Below are 18,623 nucleotides of genomic sequence, written 5' to 3'. Positions count from 1 at the left end.
CACAACAAAAGGTGACTCCGAGTATGACGACGAAGTCCATACAACAACCTGAACCCGGTATTGTCCACGGACTGTTTCTCTACCTGCTTGTGTTTGCACTCTGGATGTTGTTGGTCGGTAATCTGGACACAGCGGAGATGGCTGCCGGAGTGGTGGTCGCTCTGATTGTCACTCTGGCAAGTCGACCTCACCTAAGCATCCTGACCGGGCTGATCATATCACCGACTGCCCTGCTTCCTTTGTTACGCTACCTCGGCACATTCATCGTGGCGCTTGTTCAAGCCAATCTCGATATGGCCCGGCGCGTGCTGAGTCCTTCACTGCCTTTGCAACCAGCCGTGGTTGAGGTGGAAACCAAACTCAAATCACCACTCGGCCGGCTGATTCTGGCCAACACCATTACCCTGACCCCCGGCACCCTGACTGTCGATGTACAGGATCAGGTACTGTTGGTGCATTGGGTCGACTCTCCCCCGGGGAGTGATCTGGCCTCCACCACCCAGGCCATCACCAGCAAATTTGAACAACATCTGAAAGGCTTCGTGTTATGACATTAACCCTATTGGAGATCGTGGCACTGGGCTTGTTGGGTGCGGCGGTACTACTCAGTCTGTTGCGCCTAATCCTGGGCCCCACAGCCCCGGACCGGGTGGTAGCCGCCGATACCCTGGCGGTGATCACGACATCGGGACTGGTGATCCTCGCCGCCCTGCTGGGCAGCCCGCTCTATCTGGATGTGGCTCTGATCTATGGCACATTGGCATTTGTCGGTGTTGTCGCCATTGCCCGTACGATTGAGGGGAACGGCTGATGAGACTGATTGCCGACCTGTTTCTTGTTATCGGTGCTGCCTTCACCCTGTTCGGTGCCATTGGACTGATCCGTATGCCCGATGTCTATAACCGTATCCAGGCAGGCACCAAGGCGGTCACCCTTGGCTCGCTCTGCCTATTGATCGGCATCGCTCTGCTCTACCCTGCCTGGTGGTCGAAGCTGTTGGTGATCGGCGTGCTGATTCTGATTACCAATCCACTCGGCTCTTCCACCATTGCCCGGGCACTGCTGAAGGCCGGGGTAAAACCCTGGAGCAGAGCCACCGTCAGCCATACAGGAGAGGCCGACCGATGAGTGAAGTAGAACTTTGGATCGCCCTGATCCTGGGGATCATGATGTTAAGCAGTGCGGTGTTGGCACTGGTGGTCAAAAACCATCTCGCTGCGGTAGCTGCCGCATCCGTGGTGTCGCTCGGTTTGGCGCTGCTGTTTGCCCTGATGCGGGCACCGGATGTGGCAATGACCGAAGCCGCTGTCGGTGCCGGTCTGAGCAGTTTGATCCTGGCTTTGGCGCTGCGACGCCTGGGCTTGTGGCAGATCGACAGCGGAAATGACAACAGCAATCTGCTGAGCGCTTCAACCAGGGGGAAAGAAGATGCGTAAACTCACCGGCCTGTTGTTTGCCGGCGGCCTGGGTTTCATGCTGCTGGCGATTACCAGCGGCATCGATTTCGGTAGTCCGCCAATGCGCATCGGCGAAGCCATACAGTCCGCCTCTCCTCAGGAGATCGGCGCCGCCAATATTGTCACCTCAGTGGTGCTGGGCTACCGGGGTATCGATACGCTCGGTGAGCTTGCCATCCTGTTTGCCGCCGCATCGGCTGCCGGACTGGTGCTGGGTCGCCGACATACCACCACGGGCACTCAGCGCAAAGGTGGTTTCGTGCTCTTTCATGGTGGCGCCTTGATCTTTCCTTTTCTGCTGACGATCGGTTTCTACATCATCTTTCATGGCCATCTGACACCGGGTGGCGGATTCCAGGGCGGTGTTATTCTTGCCGCAGCCTTTTTCCTGCCTCTGTTGGCCCGGCCCGGGGCGCGCCTGCACCACTCCATCCTGAGTGTCATCGAAGCCTTTGCCGGTGCCAGCTTTATTCTCATCGGACTTGCCGCCCTGGCGGAGGGCCAGGCATTTCTGCAACCGATGCTCAATCAGGATACCCTTGGCACGCTGATCTCCGCCGGGACCCTGCCACTGCTCTATATCGCCGTGGGTTTGAAAGTTGGTGCCGAGTTGGCAAGCCTGCTCTCCAACCTTGCACATACGGAGTCTGAACAATGATCCCGGGTGTGACACTTGAACTGATACTCTATGTCACAGCACTGGGGCTGGTGACTATCGGCCTTGCCGGTGTGGTGCTCAGCAGCCACCTGTTCCGCATGGTGCTTGCGCTGGTGATTGCCGAAGCGGGGGCCAATCTGATGCTGGTACTCTCCGGCTATCGCTGGGATGCGGTGGCGCCGATCCTGATGCAGCGAGCCGAACAACCGGCGATGGTCGATCCGGTTCCCCAGGCCATGGTGCTGACCGCAATCGTAATTGGCGTCGGCATTCAGGCACTGGCGATCAGCATATTGATTCGTATCCGCCAGCGCTATGGCAACCTGAAACGTCGTGAAGTGGCAGAAAAAATGGATGCTGAAATAGCCGCCAGTGCAGGAATCCGCAGGGACATCAGTCAGGATGAACCACTCGGTGAGCGTCCCCTGTCACCCCTTCCGGCTCATACCGCTGAATCCCGAGGAGGCGATGCATGAATAACCTGGCATTGACCATCGCCCTGCCTCTGCTTGGCGCCTTCTTACTGCCTGTGATGATGCGTCTCTCCCAGGCCATCGGTTTATGGCTCGGACCAATCATTCTAGGTTACGGCTGTTGGTTGTTGGGAAATCTCTGGTTCAGCGACATCAACCTGCCACTGTCGATTGTGATTGGCGGATTCGATGCCCCATACGGCATCAATCTCTATCTGGACTCTCTGGCCCTGTTGTTTGCCTTCGCGGTGCAGCTGCTTGGCTTGATCTGCTGGCCCTATGCATTGAATCAGGATACGGCCAGACGACAGGCCCTGATGCTGCTACTGGTTGCCGCCTCGACCGGACTGGCACTCTCCGGTGATCTGTTCAATCTGTATGTCTTTTATGAACTGGCTGCTGTGGCCACCTTCGGGCTGGTAGTTGCATCCAGCACCTCGGCAGCCTACGCCGCAACCTTCCGGTATCTGATATTGAGCGGTATCGGTTCCGTGTTGACTCTGCTCGGTATCGCACTGATCTACAGTCAGACCGGCACCCTCAACCTGGCCCATCTGGCACAACTGGCACCGGAGCTGTTAAACAATCGACTGGGATTGACCGCCTACCTGCTGATCCTGATCGGTATCGGTGTCAAAGCGGAGCTGTTTCCGGTCAACGCCTGGGTTCCGGAGATCTATGCTACCGCCTCAAGCCGGCTCTCCGGCTTCCTTGCCGGACTGCTGTCGAAACTGGCACTGCTGATCATTCTGCGACTGCTGGTGCTGATATTTGACCAGCCGGAAGCGATACAGATTGTTCTCATTCTCGGCATACTGGGTGTCATCAGCGGTGAATTTGCAGCCTGGCGCGCCAAGGATATGCGACGTATGCTTGGCTTCTCCTCGATCGGTCAGCTGGGCATTATTTTTATCGCCCTATCCTTACCGGATGAGCGGGGGCTGTTAGCCCTGCTGGCTCTCTCGCTTCACCATCTGGTGATCAAAACCGGGCTCTTCATGCTGGCTGACGGCTGGGGCGGATCACTCGACCGGTTGACCGGGATTGCCAAGAAGTCACCTGTCGGGGCAGCACTGTTTACCCTGTTCGCCCTCTCCCTGGTTGGTGTTCCCCCACTACCCGGTTTCTGGGCCAAATTCACCCTGATCACCGAGCTGGCAGCCCAGAGTGAACCACTCTATCTGATCGGTCTGCTGGTATTTCTTTTTGCCACGGTAATCGAGACAAGTTATCTGTTCCGTATCGTGACGAAACTCTACAGTTCAGCCGAGACCACAACCGAACAGCCTGAGCACGTACATTTGCCCGGCCTCTCACTGGCTACGGCTTCACTGTTCGGCGTCGCTCTGCTGTCGGCAACAATTCTGATCGCCCCGATCGGTGATGGACTGCAAGCCGTTGCGGCCGAGGCAAAAAATGCCGAGCTCTATATACAAACCGTGATACCGGCAACGCCCGGAGGCCCATTGTGATTTTCAGCCTGTTGGATGAGCTTTTGATCTTTTCGGCTGCCACGGTGCTGGTTGCCCTGATCCTGGGTCGCGGTCTGGCGGTAGGCTGGATGGTCACCATTCTCTATGGTGGACAACTGCTGGTCCTGATCAAGATGGCCGCACTGGGTTACGGCGGGGATCCCATCGCTTCCGAGTTGAGTCTCTCGGTGATGGGACAGGATCTCTCCTGGCGCTTCGATGCCCTGAGCTGGTTCTTTGCATTGATCACCCTGGTGGCAGCACTGCTGACCAGTTGGTTCTCCTGCGGTGAGTGGGAACGAAAATTCAAACAGCAGGGAGGCAATGTCTGGCTGTTTCATCTGGCCATGGCGTTAAATGTCTTCACCATGTTGATCCTGCTTGCCAGCGGCGATCTGCTCTCCCTCTTCATCGGCTGGGAACTGGTCAGTTGGGCAGGCTTCCTGCTGATGGCCGTTGCCGGTGGCGTTGCAACCAAGGCAGCCATGCGTTACATCACCTATGCCGTTGTCGGCGGGATGACGATCTTCGGTGGCATTGCACTGGTTTATGCGGCGGCCGGTTCACTGCAGTATGAAGCCATATTGATAGCGGTAGAAAAAATGAGCACCGGCCAGCTTTGGATGCTGGTATTGCTGTTCGGCAGTGGCTTCGGCATCAAGATGGGATTACTCCCCTTTCATCTCTGGCAGGCGGCCGCCTATGCGGAGACCCCGGGACCCGGCAGCGCCTTTCTCGGCGCCATCTCTTCCCGTATGGGCCTGTTTGCCATTCTGCTGGTATTGGTGAAGCTGTTCGGCATCGTCAACATCGACAGTCTCAAGATTCCCTTCACACTCATCGATGCCCGGGACCTGCTGGCCTGGATTGCGGTGTTTACCATTATCTTTCCCACCTATACCGCCCTGAAACAGAATGACGCCCGATATCTGCTGGCCTGGCATGGCATCGGTCAGGGTGGCTACATGCTGCTCGGCCTGGTCACCGCCAACTCCCTGGGGGCTGCCGGTGGTCTGCTTCATGTCCTCAACTATGCGGCCTGTCAGGCGGCGCTGTTGATGGCGGTGTTTGCCGTCATGCATCGCACAGGTACTGCTGATCTGAACAAGCTGGGTGGCCTGGTAGCACGGATGCCACTCTCCTTTCTGGTGCTGCTGACCGGCATCATCGGGCTGGCGGGCCTGCCCCCAATGAACGGTTTTGTCTCCAAATGGCTGGTCTATCGCTCACTGCTGGAAGATGGTATGCCACTGCTTTTCCTCGGCACCATCATCGGTACGCTGGGCACCATCCTGTCGGTCTATAAGCTGATTCACAATATGTTTCTCGGCCAACTGAGAGTGGAACATGAACATATTCGCGAAGCCCCCTGGAGCATGATGATTCCGATGCTGATACTGGCCGGCACGATCTTCACCACCGGACTGTTGCCGGGTATCCCGCTGACCTGGGTTACCGCCGCACTGCAGACGATTGGCCTCACTGGTCCCGAGATCACCCTGGGTGGCATCGAATCCTCCAGCGGCAGTCTCGATATGATCTGGGTGATCGGCGTGCTGTTTGCCGGCTTCGGTATCGGTGCTGTGATCTTCTACTCCGCCGGGCCGAGTAAGCGGGTTCATCAGCTCGACAACTACGCAGGCGGTCACTTTCTCAGCGCCGATGTGCGTTACCAATACAGTGACAACTTCTACTCCGGCCTGATGCATCTGATCCGTGGCTGGTATCGTGGCAGTTTTCAATGGCTGGAAAACAGCATTACCTCGCTGGTCGAGTTTCTCTCCCTTGGCATGCAGGGTATCTACCGTCGTGCCAACTCTGAATTCTATCTGTTAAGTACGGCACTCTTCATAATTGCCTGGGTGGTTTTCTAATGGCACCGATCGAACTTTTCATTGAGCTGACCCTGATGCCGCTGGTTGCCTTTATCGTCGGCATGATGATGGTGCTGATGATGCGGCGTATCGCGGCAAAGATTCAGCGTCGAGTCGGACCACCTTTCTTTCAGCCACTCTACGACATCGTCAAGCTTCACGGCAAACGCACTCAGGTCTCCCACGGTCTGATTCATGACATCGGTATTGTCATGGCCATGGGCGGCTATATTGCCGCAGAGACCCTGCTACCGGTACCCGGCATGAACGGCATCGCGGAAAAGGGGGGACTGATCACCCTGCTCTATCTGATGATGATTCCCTCCCTCGGCCTGGCGCTGGGTGTCGGTCAGTGCGCCAATCCCAATGGCTCGATCGGCATTGCCCGCGCACTGACAGCCATGCTGGCCTACGATATTCCATTGGTCATCGTGATCTTCGGCGTTGCCTATGCCGCCGGCACCACCAATCTGGTGGAGATCATCGCCACGCAACAGGCTGGTGGTTTTGCAACCTGGGGTGTGGTTGAGATGCCACTGCTGGCCATTGCCGGTCTGATCGCCATGCATGCTTCACTGGGTAAACAGCCTTTCGAGATCTATATCGCCCCGGCTGAGATTGCCACGGGACCGATGGTAGAGATGAGTGGTAAGTACCTGGGTGGCTTGTTTGTCATGCAGTGCTTCCAGCTCTACACCACCTCGGTGCTCTATGTGAGTCTGTTCCTCGGCGGTGGTACCACCTGGTTCGATTTTCTGATCAAGAGTTTTCTGGTGCTGGCCATACCGGTGAGTATCGCCTATCTGTTTCCCCGTTATCGCACCGAGGATCTGTTGCGTCTGATGTGGAAATGGCCGGTGATGCTGGGACTGATCGGCTTGGCTTTCGTGATGTGAATTTACGCCGACAGGGAGTGTGTTTGGCGAGTCCTTGTAAAACAGTGATTGTATCTCAAGGCAAATGAATACCGGCGCTGCCGGACTGACGAACCTGTAGTGAAAACACCACAGGCAAGTTAACACAACGACTTTGGTGATGGTTATGAGCACGTTACAAAAGATACCGGTAATCGAAGAGAAAAAGGGCAACCCCCTGGCCCGGGTGTTCGATGATTTGGTGCGCTTCTGCCGCTCACGTTCCCTGTTCATTCTCCATTACTGCACCGGCTGCGGGGCAATCGAACTGCCGCCGGCGATGACCTCCCGTTTCGATATGGAGCGGCTTGGCATTCAACCCATGGTCTCTCCGAGACAGGCCGATATTCTATTGATAACCGGCTATGTCTCGATCAAAACCCTGAAACGGGTGATCCTCACCTATGAGCAGATGGGTTCACCGAAATATGTGGTGGGGATCTGCTCCTGCACAGTCAATGGCGGCATGTACTGGCAGAGCTATGCAACCGCTAAAAAACTCGATGAATATATGCCGGTCGACCTCTATATCGCCGGTTGCATGCCAAGACCCGAGGCGGTAATCAGCGGTCTGCAGAAACTGATGGATCGTATCAACAGTGGTGAAGCCGACAGTTGGCAGGACTACTACCGCAACTATGACTACTACCTGGGCAATCAACAGAAACTGTTCGGTGAGGATTGGCAGACACCCACTGACATCATCACCGAAGCGAAACACTATGAGTTGATGGGTGAAGGCACCCTGGGCGATCACACCCGCCTGCTGGAGCAGCATCAGAAACCCCTGGAGGCCCTTGATATGCGCCTCGGCCACAACATCAAGGAGTCAGTTGAATGAGCCAGGAAGTCGCCCATTGGCTGGACAATCTCTTGAAGGAGATCGAAGGCATCGAAGTTCGTCGTAAAAGCAGTCGCCGGGTAAGAGTCGATGTACCGGCGGATGCCCTGCCCGCACTGCTGGAGCTGCTGCAGGGACGAGCCGGTTATATACACCTCTCTGCGATCAGTTGTGTCGACTGGATCGATGATGACGAGTTTGAACTGGTCTACCACGTCTGGTCCTATGAGAGTCACTCCCTGGTATCGGCCCATATTCGCATTGCCCGTGAACCTGGGGTCTATCTCTCGGTATATGACCTCTATCAGCCTGCTGGGTTTTTCGAACGGGATATCCACGAGATGTATGGCATCCACTTCGAAGGCAGTCCCAATATGGAGAAGTTCATCCTTACCGAATGGGACGGTCCGCCACCGATGCGCAAAGAGTTCGACAGCGAAGCCTATATCAACGAGCACCTGAGCTGGCAGGAGTACAACCCGGAGTGGTTACAGGAGCTGGTCGCCGAAGGTGGTGGTGTGATCATCCCGCCGGAAGAGCAGCGCTTCAGTCAAAAGAAGAAGTGAAGCGTTTTATCAGTCCGTAAATGAACGCGAATAAATGCAAATGCGGCCCCAAATTTTTAAAATAAGCGAAACGACATGAGACCTGAGAATTACGAAGCCCAGCGCCAGCCGCCGAGTAATGAGTATGAACTCAATTTCGGTCCGAACCACCCCGGTATTGAAGGCAACTATGCACTGAAGGTAAAGCTGCATGGCGATATCGTGCTGGAGGCCAAGGCGGATGGCGGTTATCTGCACCGGGGCTTTGAAAAACTGATGGAGCAGCGGCTGTGGATTCAGAATATTGCTCTGGTGCCTCGTATCTGCGTGCCTGACCCTTCACCGATGGAACTCTGTTACTCGATGGCGGTTGAAGAGCTGTGTGGACTCAAGGTCCCGCTACGGGCTCAGTGGTTGCGGGTGATGCAGCTGGAACTGTCACGCATCGCGGCTCATCTGTTCACCTTTGGCGGTCATGCGGCAACCACCGGTATGTACAGCACCATGTATTGGGGTGTGGCTGACCGGGATCTGTTGCTCGATCTGTTTGAGGAGTTTACCGGCGGCCGGGTCTACAGCATCTACAACATTCCCGGTGGAGTGCGTCGGGAACTGCCTGATGGTTTTCTGCGACGCTTGACAGAAACCCTCGACTACATCGAGTCTCGACTACCCGACTACGACAACCTCTTTTTTAAGAATCAGGTGTTCGTCAAGCGGGCCAAGGGCACCGGTGTGATGTCTCGGGAACAGGCCCTGGAATGGGGTGTCACCGGACCCAATCTGCGGGCCACCGGACTGGCCTTCGACGTACGCCGGGATGATCCCTATCTGGTCTACGATCAACTTGAGTTCGATATCCCGGTTGAAGAGAGCGGTGATGCCTGGGCACGTACCCTGGTGCGTCGCAAAGAGTTGATGGAGAGTATCCGCATTCTGCGCCAGGTGGTGGAGATTCTGCCTGACATCCACGGTCCGATACGCGCACCGATCCCCAATCCACTGGCCTGGAATGTTCCCGCCGGGGAGACCTACACCCGGGTTGAATCATCCAAAGGGGAACTCTGCTACTACGTGGTCTCCAACGGTGGCCCCAAGCCCTATCGGGTCCATGTACGGGGGCCATCGTCGATGCATGCAGTGCAGGTGCTGGAGAAGATGTCCGTCGGATCACGCATCGAGGACATTGCCCAGACCATGTTCTCCCTGGATGCCTGTCCGCCGGAAGTTGACCGTTGAGATCTATGGGTAATCGCTGATGTCCAAACCGATTGATAATGCAAAACTGAGCAAACAGAATGTGACCATCGAGCATGAGGAGGCAGGTTCAATCCTCAGCCCACTCAAGGCGTTGCAGTTTTTCTTGCGCAAACCGGTCACAGTCCCGCTGGAACCCCGCCCCGCGGCAGACAACTACCGTGGCTTTCATCTCAACGATCATGAAAAGTGCATCGGTTGCAGTTCCTGCCAGAAAGTGTGTGACAACGCAGCCATCACCATGGTCAAGGTTCCCCATCTGCCGGAAGATCCGATCAACGGGATACGCAATCTGCGACCGGCGATCGATTATGGTCGTTGCTGCTGGTGCGCCCTGTGTGTGGACATCTGTCCGACCAGTGCCATCTCCCTCTCCCGTGAATATGTTCATATCTGTACCCAGGAGGAGATCGACAGCTACTTCATTCTACCGAACGAAACCGGTATCCATGGCGAGTATTATGGTGAGGGTTGGCAGAAGACCAGTGACTCCGACCTGCTCGACCTGAACCGTCAGCCGATGGCCGAGCTGGAAGCCGAGGAGCGAATCGATAACTTCAATGAGATCGTTGCCGGCTATACCGATCAGCAGGCGGTGATCGAAGCCTCACGCTGCGTTCAGTGCGGCATGTGCCACGATGCCTGCCCCACCCATATGGATGCTCCCGAGTATATCCGCTCGATCTGGCAGGGCAACCTGGAAGAGGCGGTACGCTGGATCTATCAAAGCAATCCCTTCTCCCATGTCTGTGGCCGGGTCTGCACCCATCGTTGCGAGGATGCCTGTTCGATCGGCCGACGGGGTGAACCGGTCTCCATCCGCTGGCTGAAACGCTACGCTATGGATTCGGTGGATCATGAACGGATCAAACAGATTGCTGCGGAAGGTAAAGCGGACTACCTGAGCGGCAAACAGATCGCCATCATCGGTGCCGGACCGGCTGGTCTCACTGCCGCCTATGACCTGATACGCAAAGGTCATCAGGTGACGGTATTCGAAGCCCGTAAGGAAGCGGGTGGTATGCCCCGTTACGGTATTCCTGAATACCGCCTGCCCTACGACATGCTCGACCGGGACATCGATGTGATTACCTCCATGGGAGTGAAGATCCAGACCGGTATTCAGGTTGGCAAGGATATCACGATGACCCAGCTGGAAGCGGATTTTGATGCGGTGGTGTTAGCCATCGGTCTGCATCTTGGCCGCTCCACCCGGGTTCCCGGCGCCGACCACAAACAGGTCCGTAAAGCGATCGATCTACTGCGTAGAACCACCGATGATGAAGACTATGAGATTCCACACAGGGCTGTGGTCATTGGTGGTGGTAATGTGGCGATGGACATTGCCAGAACCCTCGCCCGGCAACAGCAACAACAGCTTGGCAAAGTACAGGTCACGGTCACAGCACTGGAAGATATGACTCACTTTCTGGCTGACCCGGTGGAGATCAAAGAGTGTCTGGAGGAAGGCATCGAGATCTATGATGCAAGAGGTCCCCAGGCGTGCATCATCAAAAACAACAAGCTGGTCGGACTGAAGACCTGGAAGGTCCGTTCCATATTCGATGAGCAAGGTCGCTTCGCACCGGAATATGATGAGCAGGATGAGCAGATACACGCGGCAGACATGGTAATTGAAGCCATCGGCCAGATGTCGGATAACAATCTGCTTGGTGACGAGCTGACGGAAGCCCTTGAGTGGCAAAGGGGCCGACTCAGTATCGATGAACAGGGACGAACTGCGGTCGACTGGCTGTGGGCCGCCGGTGACTGCGTCAACGGGCCGGATGTGGTTCATGCGATCGCAGATGGTCACCGTGTGGCGGCCAGCATCGATGAATGGTTGAATCAGCAATAACAGTAGGAGTGTCATCGCCATGTCTGAAAGTCATAGCAGCAGTTACGACAGACTGAAATCGAAAAAAAGCCTGGCTGAGATTCTTGAAGTTGCAATTGAGTTCGAACGTACTGCCCGGGATTTCTACACGAATCTGATTCCAAAAGTCAGTAAACAGATCCGCTATCTGGTGGAGGAGCTGGCGGAAGAGGAGCAACGCCATTTTGATCTGTTTAACGAACTGAAAAACCGTCCCGGCCTTGAGCTGCAGGTTCAAACCCTGGTGGAGATCCCGGCAAGTGATAAAAAGTTTTCCGATGCCATCCATCTTCCCGAACTGGGTGACAGACCCGACGACCAGTCGGTACTGCAATATGCATTAGGTCGTGAACATGCGGCCATGGAACAGTACCATGCCCTTGCCGAGAGCACCGAGGATGGTCCAATCAAGGAGCTGTTTCAGTTCCTTGCCAATGAAGAGACGGAACATAAGAACCAACTGGAAAAGGTCTATTACGAAACCATTCACAGTGGTGGCGTTTGAACTGCATTCTAACCACCACCGTGCTTTTGCAATGGTAACTCTTCACACGATCAATCGCTTCTGAAAGCCAATAGGTCGAGCCACCCATAATCGACTGTTCATCAGTGGTATCGAAAATCCCTATTGCCATATTATGTCTCTCGGTAAACCTCTAGCTTACCCGGCTTGATTACCGGATATTCAGGCTCCGTCAAGGTCATTCAGGCTGTTATCGGTCTTGAATTCAGTTTTGTATGCCAACCTGTTTTCAGCTGCGAAGATCAAATTAACCATAATCACAGAAACACATCCAATATACAAAGCAACCGCTAAACACCCTCGCGCCATAGGCTGGCCTAGTATAGGTACGCCAATATACATCCTGGCCATACCGCATATCAGTATCAGAAAACTCAATGGGTTATTGAAAGCGATGTACTTCTTTCTGATTACAGATGCTATCTAGGGCCTGTTATCACTAATCCAATAGGCCCTAGTAGGTTAACGAACGCATTGACTGCATCTTGGCACTCCATCAACAGTCGCATCGATACTCCTCTCTATAGTGCCAGGTCTCTTATCAATGACTATCGACTATTAAAACCAACCAAGCAGTTGTGTAAATCACTGACTTGCTAAAGCGATCAGAAATCAGGCCATATCACCCACTCTAGGTCTTATGACTTATATCTCAACTCAAATGAATTGCATTTAATTTTTATAATTCAACAACTTATTTTCTGGCCTTGAAATTGCTTTTTGTGGGATGTCCGCCAGGGAAAAGCAGTCAGCCGGATTTCGATTCGGACTCGGGAACAGAGATAAAAGTTCGATAACTTTATAACTTTATTCTGTGACTACTTGGAACAGCGATGTGATTGATCATCCGGATGATGATCATTAGCAACCTTTTAACATGTACAGCAGAATCTAATTTATGAAGTCTTTACCTAAAAACAGTATCAACTTTGCACTCATATCTTTTCTGACCATTACCACCCAACCTCTCGCTGTCGCAGATGAAGCAGAAGACCGCACATCGGATGAGGAGTTCGACGTCATCAGTGTTACAGCCTCCAGGATCGAGCGAAAAACCAAAGAGGTTGCCGGATCGATCGATGTCATCGATTCGGAACGTATCGAAAGCGAGAAAATGTTCAATATCAAGGATGCGATTCAAGGGAGCGCCGGCGTTCTGATCAACTCCAAGAATTCTGCCTACGACAGCCGCCTGATTATTCGAGGCGCCGGACAGAAAGCCAACTACGGGGTGCGGGAGATCATGGTCATCCGGGATGGGGTCCCAATGACAGACCCCGACAGCTTTTCCCGGTTTGATTTCATCGATACCCAGGATATCGAACGCATCGAGATAACAAAAGGGCCTGGCTCACTGTTTGGTGCTGGCTCTGCAGGCGGCACAATCCAGATCATCTCCAAATCAGTGTTCGACACGGACAGTAACCGGGTCAAACTGGGAGCCGGTGAATTTGGACAACAAAATCTGCATGGCCGCCTGGCTGGTGATATCAATGACTATAACGCCGCATCGATCACTGCTTCCTATCGTAAAACAGACAACGACTGGCGGGACTGGAACGAATTCGAATCCAAGCAATTGGCTTTGAAACACGGCTATCTGTTGGACAACGGTGGTACCTTGGAGTCAGAACTGAGTTACCATGAAGCGGATCTGCAACTACCCGGTTCCATGGATGATGAAGAGTTCGAGCGCTACCTTGACACCGGCGAACAGAAAGATACCACCAGCAGCCCCTGGCAGCACAGTGGGCGCTATTCCACAATCTGGTTTTTCAACTCCCGCTATGAACAGGAGATGGACAATCTCACACTCAAGCCACGTGTCTACGCCAATCAGTGGGATCACTACCACCCGGTAACCGGCGCCATCAACGACAACCCGGGAACAACTGTTCTCGGCACAGATCTCGAGATCACATACAAACATCAGCTGTGGGGAGAAAGCACTCTGGTCACGGGTGTGACAGCCCGCCGGGACAACACCGAAGGTGCGAAGAAATACACCTATGCCGATGTTGAGACAGCACCACCACCGGCCTGGAATCCAACCGGACCAGCAACCATTCTACACACCAATTCCGATCGAGCCGGCGATCTGCTTGAAGAGGAGGATGCCACCAATACCCTGTATGGTTTTTACATTCAGGAGACCATGCAACCGACTGAAAAAGTTAACCTTGAATTCGGCTTTCGTTATGACCGCAACAACTTTGACATCGATAGTACCGCTTTTGGTGAATACAGCTATGGCAGTGGGACCTATACCTTCTTTGACACACCGGAACTGACAAAAACCGATAAAACCTTCAATCTATTCTCACCCAAACTGGGTTTGACCTATGCGCTCGATCAGCGCGTCAATGTCTATGGCCTGGTTGCTCAATCCGGACAGGTGCCTTCCGAGTCAGAGATTCAGAGCAATCCGAAACTGGATGCGGCCACTGCACAAAACGTAGAAGTGGGCTTTAAAGGGCGTGAGCAGGCGTGGTCATTCGACCTGGCAATCTATCGCACCACAGTCACTGACGAGATTGTTTCAACCCTCAATGAGGATCTCACAACAGAGTTTCAAAACGCCGGTGAAACCTTAAAGAAAGGTGTTGAACTCAGTGGACGTTACGATGTTGCGAACAACATCTGGTTAGAAGGCAGTTTTGCTTACAGTGATTATACCTTCACAGATTTTGATGAACTGGTACGCAATGGACGCAGCCAAACACCTGTCGATCGTTCGGGCAATCAGCTCCCCTATATTCCACGTCAGCAATATGGTCTGGGATTGGGTTACTACCATCCACTTGGCATAAAAGCGGTTATCCGCAGCAACAGCTGGGGCAGCTATTACGTCGATAATGCCAATACTGAAAAGTACGACGGCTACGACTTCCTGACCAATCTGATGCTCAGCTATCAGACAGGCTCCCATACGCTCGCTCTGAACGTGGAAAACCTGTTTGACAAGCGTTACGCCACAGAAGTGAAGAAAAGTACCAGTGGCAATAAAACCTATTCGGCTGGCGCACCTCGAAATGCCATGCTCACTTATACCTATCTGTTCTGAGGATGAACATTCATGAAACCATCTATATTGGCGATCATGCTGGCTGCTTTGGTGTTGCCCCAGAGCGGGGTAGTTGCAGCGGATCAGGCACAGAACCTCAAAAACAGCAAGCCTGCAGTCTCACATGGCCACCGGGGAGCCAAAACCTTTCATATTGATAATCTGGATGGCGCCACGATTACCTATATAAAACCCGATCTCTCAAGCCAATCCATAACTCCGGTAATGGGTAGGATCACCATGCCGGTGAGTGGTGTGGACAACTATCATGCTCTGGTTGTAGAGAAGGATTGGGGTGATCATAAAGAGGTGATTATCCGATACCAATATATGTTCGGTCGTCCCAGTAAGCAGAATCCTGTCCGCTTGACCGCTGCTGAAAAAAGCGAGTTTGAGATTGTCCCGAATCCATTGCCTAGAGAACACTACCGATACCACAGTCAACAAGCTTGGCAGTTTCTGGCCCGATACCAGGGCGAGTTTGTCGCGAATCAGCCATTGACACTGAGTACCTCAAATGGCAGTGAACAGACTCTGAATACCGATCAACATGGCCGGGTCACTTTTCTTATTCCAGATGATTTCCCTGGCTTGATCGAAGGCGAGAGAAACAAACAGTCAGCACAATTCACCATCAGCGGTGAATACCAGGAAGGTGATACCACCTACTCCACCCAACTCGTTGCCGATTACCGGGTTAATCCCAGCCACTGGCAATCCACAGAGTGGGGAGTGCTGGTACTGGGTATCGGCTTCCTCGCTGGAGGCTATCTGGGACAAAACCTGAAGAAGCGGGATAAAAAAGCATGAGCATCTTGAATCTCTCCGTGATACGCAAACTGGTGCAGATCAGTGCCTTTGTCTTTTTTGTTTATGGTGGTTTGATTACCGGTTACTACCTGGAAGAGAAGATCAGTGGTGCCCTTCCCGCCCTCAGTTGTGCCTACGATTTCCAGGGTTCGGATCTCTGCACCCTGATTCCCATCCAACACCAAATGGATCACCGGCTTGGTGAGACCATTGCCAAAGGGGGAAATCTGTTGATGGGTGTGATGCCCACATTGATTACCCTGGGCACCTTTCTTGTACTGTTTGTGTTACTCAACAAGGCTTTCTGCGGTTGGCTCTGCCCTCTGGGCACATTCCAGGAGCTACTGCAGATGATCGGTCAGAAAATCGGCTTGCAGCGTCAGGAGTCACTCTCCAAATCCCTGGTTGCTAAGATCCGCCCTGTAAAGTGGTTCATTCTGGTGGTGCTGGTCTTCGGCTTCCCTTTGCTGACCGGTATGGGGATGATCAACCATGACCTGGGAGACCCGTTCTGTAAAATATGCCCCAGCCGAATCCTCACAACTCTGGCTACCGGCAGTACCGTGCAGCTGCATGTCGATACGGCAAATGCCACCACCATCACCCTGACATTATTCGCTGACTTTCTGTTCGGACTTATGATCGCGTTGGGATTGACACTCCGCCAACCCTTCTGCCGGATCTGTCCCATGCTGGCGCTACACGCCGTATTTCGCAAAATGGGCTTGTTACGGTTGATCAAAAATGCATCCCCACGATGTGATCGCTGCGGACTTTGCGCCAAGGCGTGTCCAATGGACATTCATGAAATCCATACCGACATGATCAGACGGAATGTCACTTTTGAAGACTGCACACTTTGCGGACGTTGCATTGAGTTCTGTCCTGATAAGGATGTTCTGCAACTAAAATATGCGTTCATACCGGTCTTCAGAGCTGACCCCCAGTATTTCAAAAAGCGAAAAAAGGCGCAGACCAATTGGGAAAAACAGAATCTGATCACCTGGTTTGGCAACAAAGGAAGCAAAAGCCGGGCTGAATCCTCATGATCCCAATCGAACCTGTCAGCCTGAGCTTTGGCTCTGCTCTGTTGCTGGGCCTCAGTTTCGGATCGGGTCCCTGCACCATTGCCTGTCTTCCCTATCTGGGACCGGTATTTACCGGTAGTGACCAGCGTGACTGGGGCGTATGGCGTACCCTGTTGCCCTTCTCACTCGGGCGTATTTCCGGATACACCCTACTGGCAGCTGCCGCTGGATGGGCTGGACTCTGGGTGGAAGACATGATCGCGGAACCCTGGGTACGCTGGTTCCTGGGTGGTGCGACCATATTGGTCGCGCTTTCGATCATCTTTCGTCGCCAGCCTAATGCCTGCCAATCTTCCTGCCAATCCGTCCATGGGATAAAGCCTGATGCGTTGAGCGCAAGTCTGAAGCCCACGCCTCTGGCACACAAGAGTCTGCCTGGCAGTCTCTATATGATGGGCTTCGGCATGGCTCTCAATCCCTGCGCTCCCCTGACTACCCTGATACTCGCCGCGGCTACCAGCGCCAGCTTGCTCAACGGTGCAGTTTTAGGCGCCGGGTTTGCAATGGGTGCCGTATTTCTGCCAACCCTGGTATTTGCAACGGGTCTTGCTCATTTCAGCCAGCAGATCAGGCTCCATTTGAATTGTCACCGACTGGCCCTCGAAAACACCAGCGTCGGACTGCTCATCCTGATCGGATGTGCCACAGCCCTGGGATGGATTACACCATGAACATTGAAGAACTGATCGCAAAAGGAGGCCCTGTAATATGGATACTCCTCGCTTACTCCTCGATAGGCCTGGCCATTGTACTTGAGCGTTACTTCCTTTTTATGCGCCTTCATCGCCTACCCAAAACATGGCTGTCGAATCTCGGTCAACTGCTTGAGCGAATGGATCGTCAAACACAAATCGCAGAGCTGAAGGGACCGGAAGCCCGCATCATTCAAGCCATGGTGCAGGCCGATAGCGAAGGCGTCAAAGATCTGCAAGGGGTTGGCAGTCGGCTACGCGATGAAGAGGTACAACGGATGACATTTGGTCTGCGAACCCTCTCTATCCTTGGCAATACCGCCCCCCTACTCGGCCTGCTGGGTACAATCACCGGTATGATAAAAGCCTTTATGGTGATTGAGCAGGCTGGTGGCAAGGTGGATGCACAAGCCCTCGCCGGAGGCATCTGGGAAGCCATGATCACAACAGGTGTCGGTCTTGCCGTGGCAATACCACTGCTGTTATTGCTCCACTTTCTGGAGGGCATTGTGGAGAGACGGGCACTATCGATGACTCGCTGTATCGCTCTGCTACTGGAACGTCGCTGCTCAACTTTCAACCAACAGGAGGAACCTCAAACGCCACATTGGGAGAATATTACCGATGGCGTATGAGTATCGCAGACACTCCAGTCATGTGCTCAATCTGACGCCTCTGATCGACATCGTCTTTCTACTACTGGTTTTTTTCATGCTGACGGCCCATTTTATCGAGGATGAGGCAATCGACATACAACTGCCGGAAGCGATCAGCAGTCAGTCAAGCCAGGAAGATCAGCCTTTAGTGATCAGTCTGCTACCCTCGGGAGAAATTCTGCTGGATGGTGAGTCAATACCACTGGTGCAGCTTGAGAAGAAGCTCAGTGCCATGCTTCATGCAAACAGCAAACGGGTGGTCCAACTCAAGGGGGATCGGACGGCCCAGTTTGGCCTGGCGATCAAGATCATCGATGCCGCCCGGAGCGCCGGTGCAGAATCGCTGGATATCCTGACCGAAAAACCATGATTGACGGCAAGCTCTTAAGATACATAGCTGCCATTTGCCTTTCGCTCGGTCTG

The 18,623-nt window shown here is 53.7% G+C and carries 20 protein-coding genes; all 20 read left to right on the top strand.

What is annotated here, in order from left to right; genetic code table 11:
• Window positions 1–23: 23 nt before the first annotated feature.
• Window positions 24–551 carry a Na+/H+ antiporter subunit E gene (locus A3193_RS06125; protein WP_069005277.1) on the top strand — a complete coding sequence of 176 codons (528 nt, stop codon included), beginning with the start codon at window positions 24–26 and terminating at the stop codon, window positions 549–551.
• The gene (locus A3193_RS06120) at window positions 548–811 is read left to right on the top strand and encodes a monovalent cation/H+ antiporter complex subunit F (RefSeq protein WP_068995179.1); all 264 of its coding nucleotides are present in this window, start codon (window positions 548–550) and stop codon (window positions 809–811) included. Before A3193_RS06125 ends, A3193_RS06120 begins: the two co-directional genes overlap by 4 nt.
• Complete coding sequence (gene mnhG / locus A3193_RS06115; RefSeq protein WP_069014325.1) at window positions 811–1,128, top strand: monovalent cation/H(+) antiporter subunit G; 318 nt, start codon at window positions 811–813, stop codon at window positions 1,126–1,128. Before A3193_RS06120 ends, mnhG begins: the two co-directional genes overlap by 1 nt.
• Entirely contained in the window at window positions 1,125–1,436 is a 312-nt protein-coding gene (locus A3193_RS06110; protein WP_069005275.1) for a Na(+)/H(+) antiporter subunit B, read from the top strand. Before mnhG ends, A3193_RS06110 begins: the two co-directional genes overlap by 4 nt.
• A complete protein-coding gene (locus A3193_RS20955) occupies window positions 1,429–2,115 on the top strand; it encodes an MnhB domain-containing protein (RefSeq protein WP_069014324.1) in 687 nt (228 codons plus the stop codon). The genes A3193_RS06110 and A3193_RS20955 overlap by 8 nt, the downstream gene beginning before the upstream one ends.
• Entirely contained in the window at window positions 2,112–2,591 is a 480-nt protein-coding gene (locus A3193_RS06100) for a sodium:proton antiporter (protein WP_069014323.1), read from the top strand. Before A3193_RS20955 ends, A3193_RS06100 begins: the two co-directional genes overlap by 4 nt.
• Window positions 2,588–4,060 carry a complex I subunit 5 family protein gene (locus A3193_RS06095; protein ID WP_069014322.1) on the top strand — a complete coding sequence of 491 codons (1,473 nt, stop codon included), beginning with the start codon at window positions 2,588–2,590 and terminating at the stop codon, window positions 4,058–4,060. The genes A3193_RS06100 and A3193_RS06095 overlap by 4 nt, the downstream gene beginning before the upstream one ends.
• Entirely contained in the window at window positions 4,057–5,934 is a 1,878-nt protein-coding gene (locus tag A3193_RS06090) for a proton-conducting transporter transmembrane domain-containing protein (protein WP_069014321.1), read from the top strand. The genes A3193_RS06095 and A3193_RS06090 overlap by 4 nt, the downstream gene beginning before the upstream one ends.
• Window positions 5,934–6,830 carry a respiratory chain complex I subunit 1 family protein gene (locus A3193_RS06085; RefSeq protein ID WP_069005270.1) on the top strand — a complete coding sequence of 299 codons (897 nt, stop codon included), beginning with the start codon at window positions 5,934–5,936 and terminating at the stop codon, window positions 6,828–6,830. The genes A3193_RS06090 and A3193_RS06085 overlap by 1 nt, the downstream gene beginning before the upstream one ends.
• 145 nt (window positions 6,831–6,975) lie before the next feature.
• Window positions 6,976–7,689, top strand: a complete 714-nt coding sequence (nuoB, locus tag A3193_RS06080) for an NADH-quinone oxidoreductase subunit NuoB (protein WP_069014320.1) — start codon at window positions 6,976–6,978, stop codon at window positions 7,687–7,689.
• Window positions 7,686–8,255, top strand: coding sequence for an NADH-quinone oxidoreductase subunit C (locus A3193_RS06075; RefSeq protein WP_069005268.1), 570 nt, complete (start codon window positions 7,686–7,688; stop codon window positions 8,253–8,255). Before nuoB ends, A3193_RS06075 begins: the two co-directional genes overlap by 4 nt.
• Before the next feature lie 75 nt (window positions 8,256–8,330).
• Entirely contained in the window at window positions 8,331–9,473 is a 1,143-nt protein-coding gene (locus tag A3193_RS06070; RefSeq protein ID WP_069005267.1) for an NADH-quinone oxidoreductase subunit D, read from the top strand.
• 19 nt (window positions 9,474–9,492) lie between these two features.
• Window positions 9,493–11,349 (top strand): FAD-dependent oxidoreductase, encoded by a 1,857-nt coding sequence (locus A3193_RS06065; RefSeq protein ID WP_069005266.1) that lies wholly within the window; start codon window positions 9,493–9,495, stop codon window positions 11,347–11,349.
• Between the two features lie 19 nt (window positions 11,350–11,368).
• Window positions 11,369–11,872, top strand: coding sequence for a ferritin family protein (locus A3193_RS06060; RefSeq protein WP_069005265.1), 504 nt, complete (start codon window positions 11,369–11,371; stop codon window positions 11,870–11,872).
• 916 nt (window positions 11,873–12,788) lie between these two features.
• Window positions 12,789–14,954, top strand: coding sequence for a TonB-dependent receptor (locus tag A3193_RS06050; protein ID WP_083218590.1), 2,166 nt, complete (start codon window positions 12,789–12,791; stop codon window positions 14,952–14,954).
• 12 nt (window positions 14,955–14,966) lie between these two features.
• Window positions 14,967–15,764, top strand: a complete 798-nt coding sequence (locus tag A3193_RS06045; protein WP_069005263.1) for a hypothetical protein — start codon at window positions 14,967–14,969, stop codon at window positions 15,762–15,764.
• Window positions 15,761–16,813 (top strand): 4Fe-4S binding protein, encoded by a 1,053-nt coding sequence (locus tag A3193_RS06040; RefSeq protein WP_069005262.1) that lies wholly within the window; start codon window positions 15,761–15,763, stop codon window positions 16,811–16,813. The genes A3193_RS06045 and A3193_RS06040 overlap by 4 nt, the downstream gene beginning before the upstream one ends.
• On the top strand, window positions 16,810–17,523 hold the full coding sequence (locus tag A3193_RS06035; RefSeq protein ID WP_069014319.1) for a sulfite exporter TauE/SafE family protein: 714 nt from the start codon (window positions 16,810–16,812) through the stop codon (window positions 17,521–17,523). The genes A3193_RS06040 and A3193_RS06035 overlap by 4 nt, the downstream gene beginning before the upstream one ends.
• Window positions 17,520–18,179 (top strand): MotA/TolQ/ExbB proton channel family protein, encoded by a 660-nt coding sequence (locus A3193_RS06030; RefSeq protein ID WP_069014318.1) that lies wholly within the window; start codon window positions 17,520–17,522, stop codon window positions 18,177–18,179. The genes A3193_RS06035 and A3193_RS06030 overlap by 4 nt, the downstream gene beginning before the upstream one ends.
• A complete protein-coding gene (locus A3193_RS06025; protein WP_069014317.1) occupies window positions 18,169–18,570 on the top strand; it encodes an ExbD/TolR family protein in 402 nt (133 codons plus the stop codon). Before A3193_RS06030 ends, A3193_RS06025 begins: the two co-directional genes overlap by 11 nt.
• The last annotated feature ends 53 nt before the right edge of the window (window positions 18,571–18,623 follow it).

The sequence above is a fragment of the Candidatus Thiodiazotropha endoloripes genome, from assembly GCF_001708965.1.
GTDB lineage: Bacteria > Pseudomonadota > Gammaproteobacteria > Chromatiales > Chromatiaceae > Thiodiazotropha > Thiodiazotropha endoloripes.
This window is presented reverse-complemented; position numbering and strand designations above follow the sequence as displayed.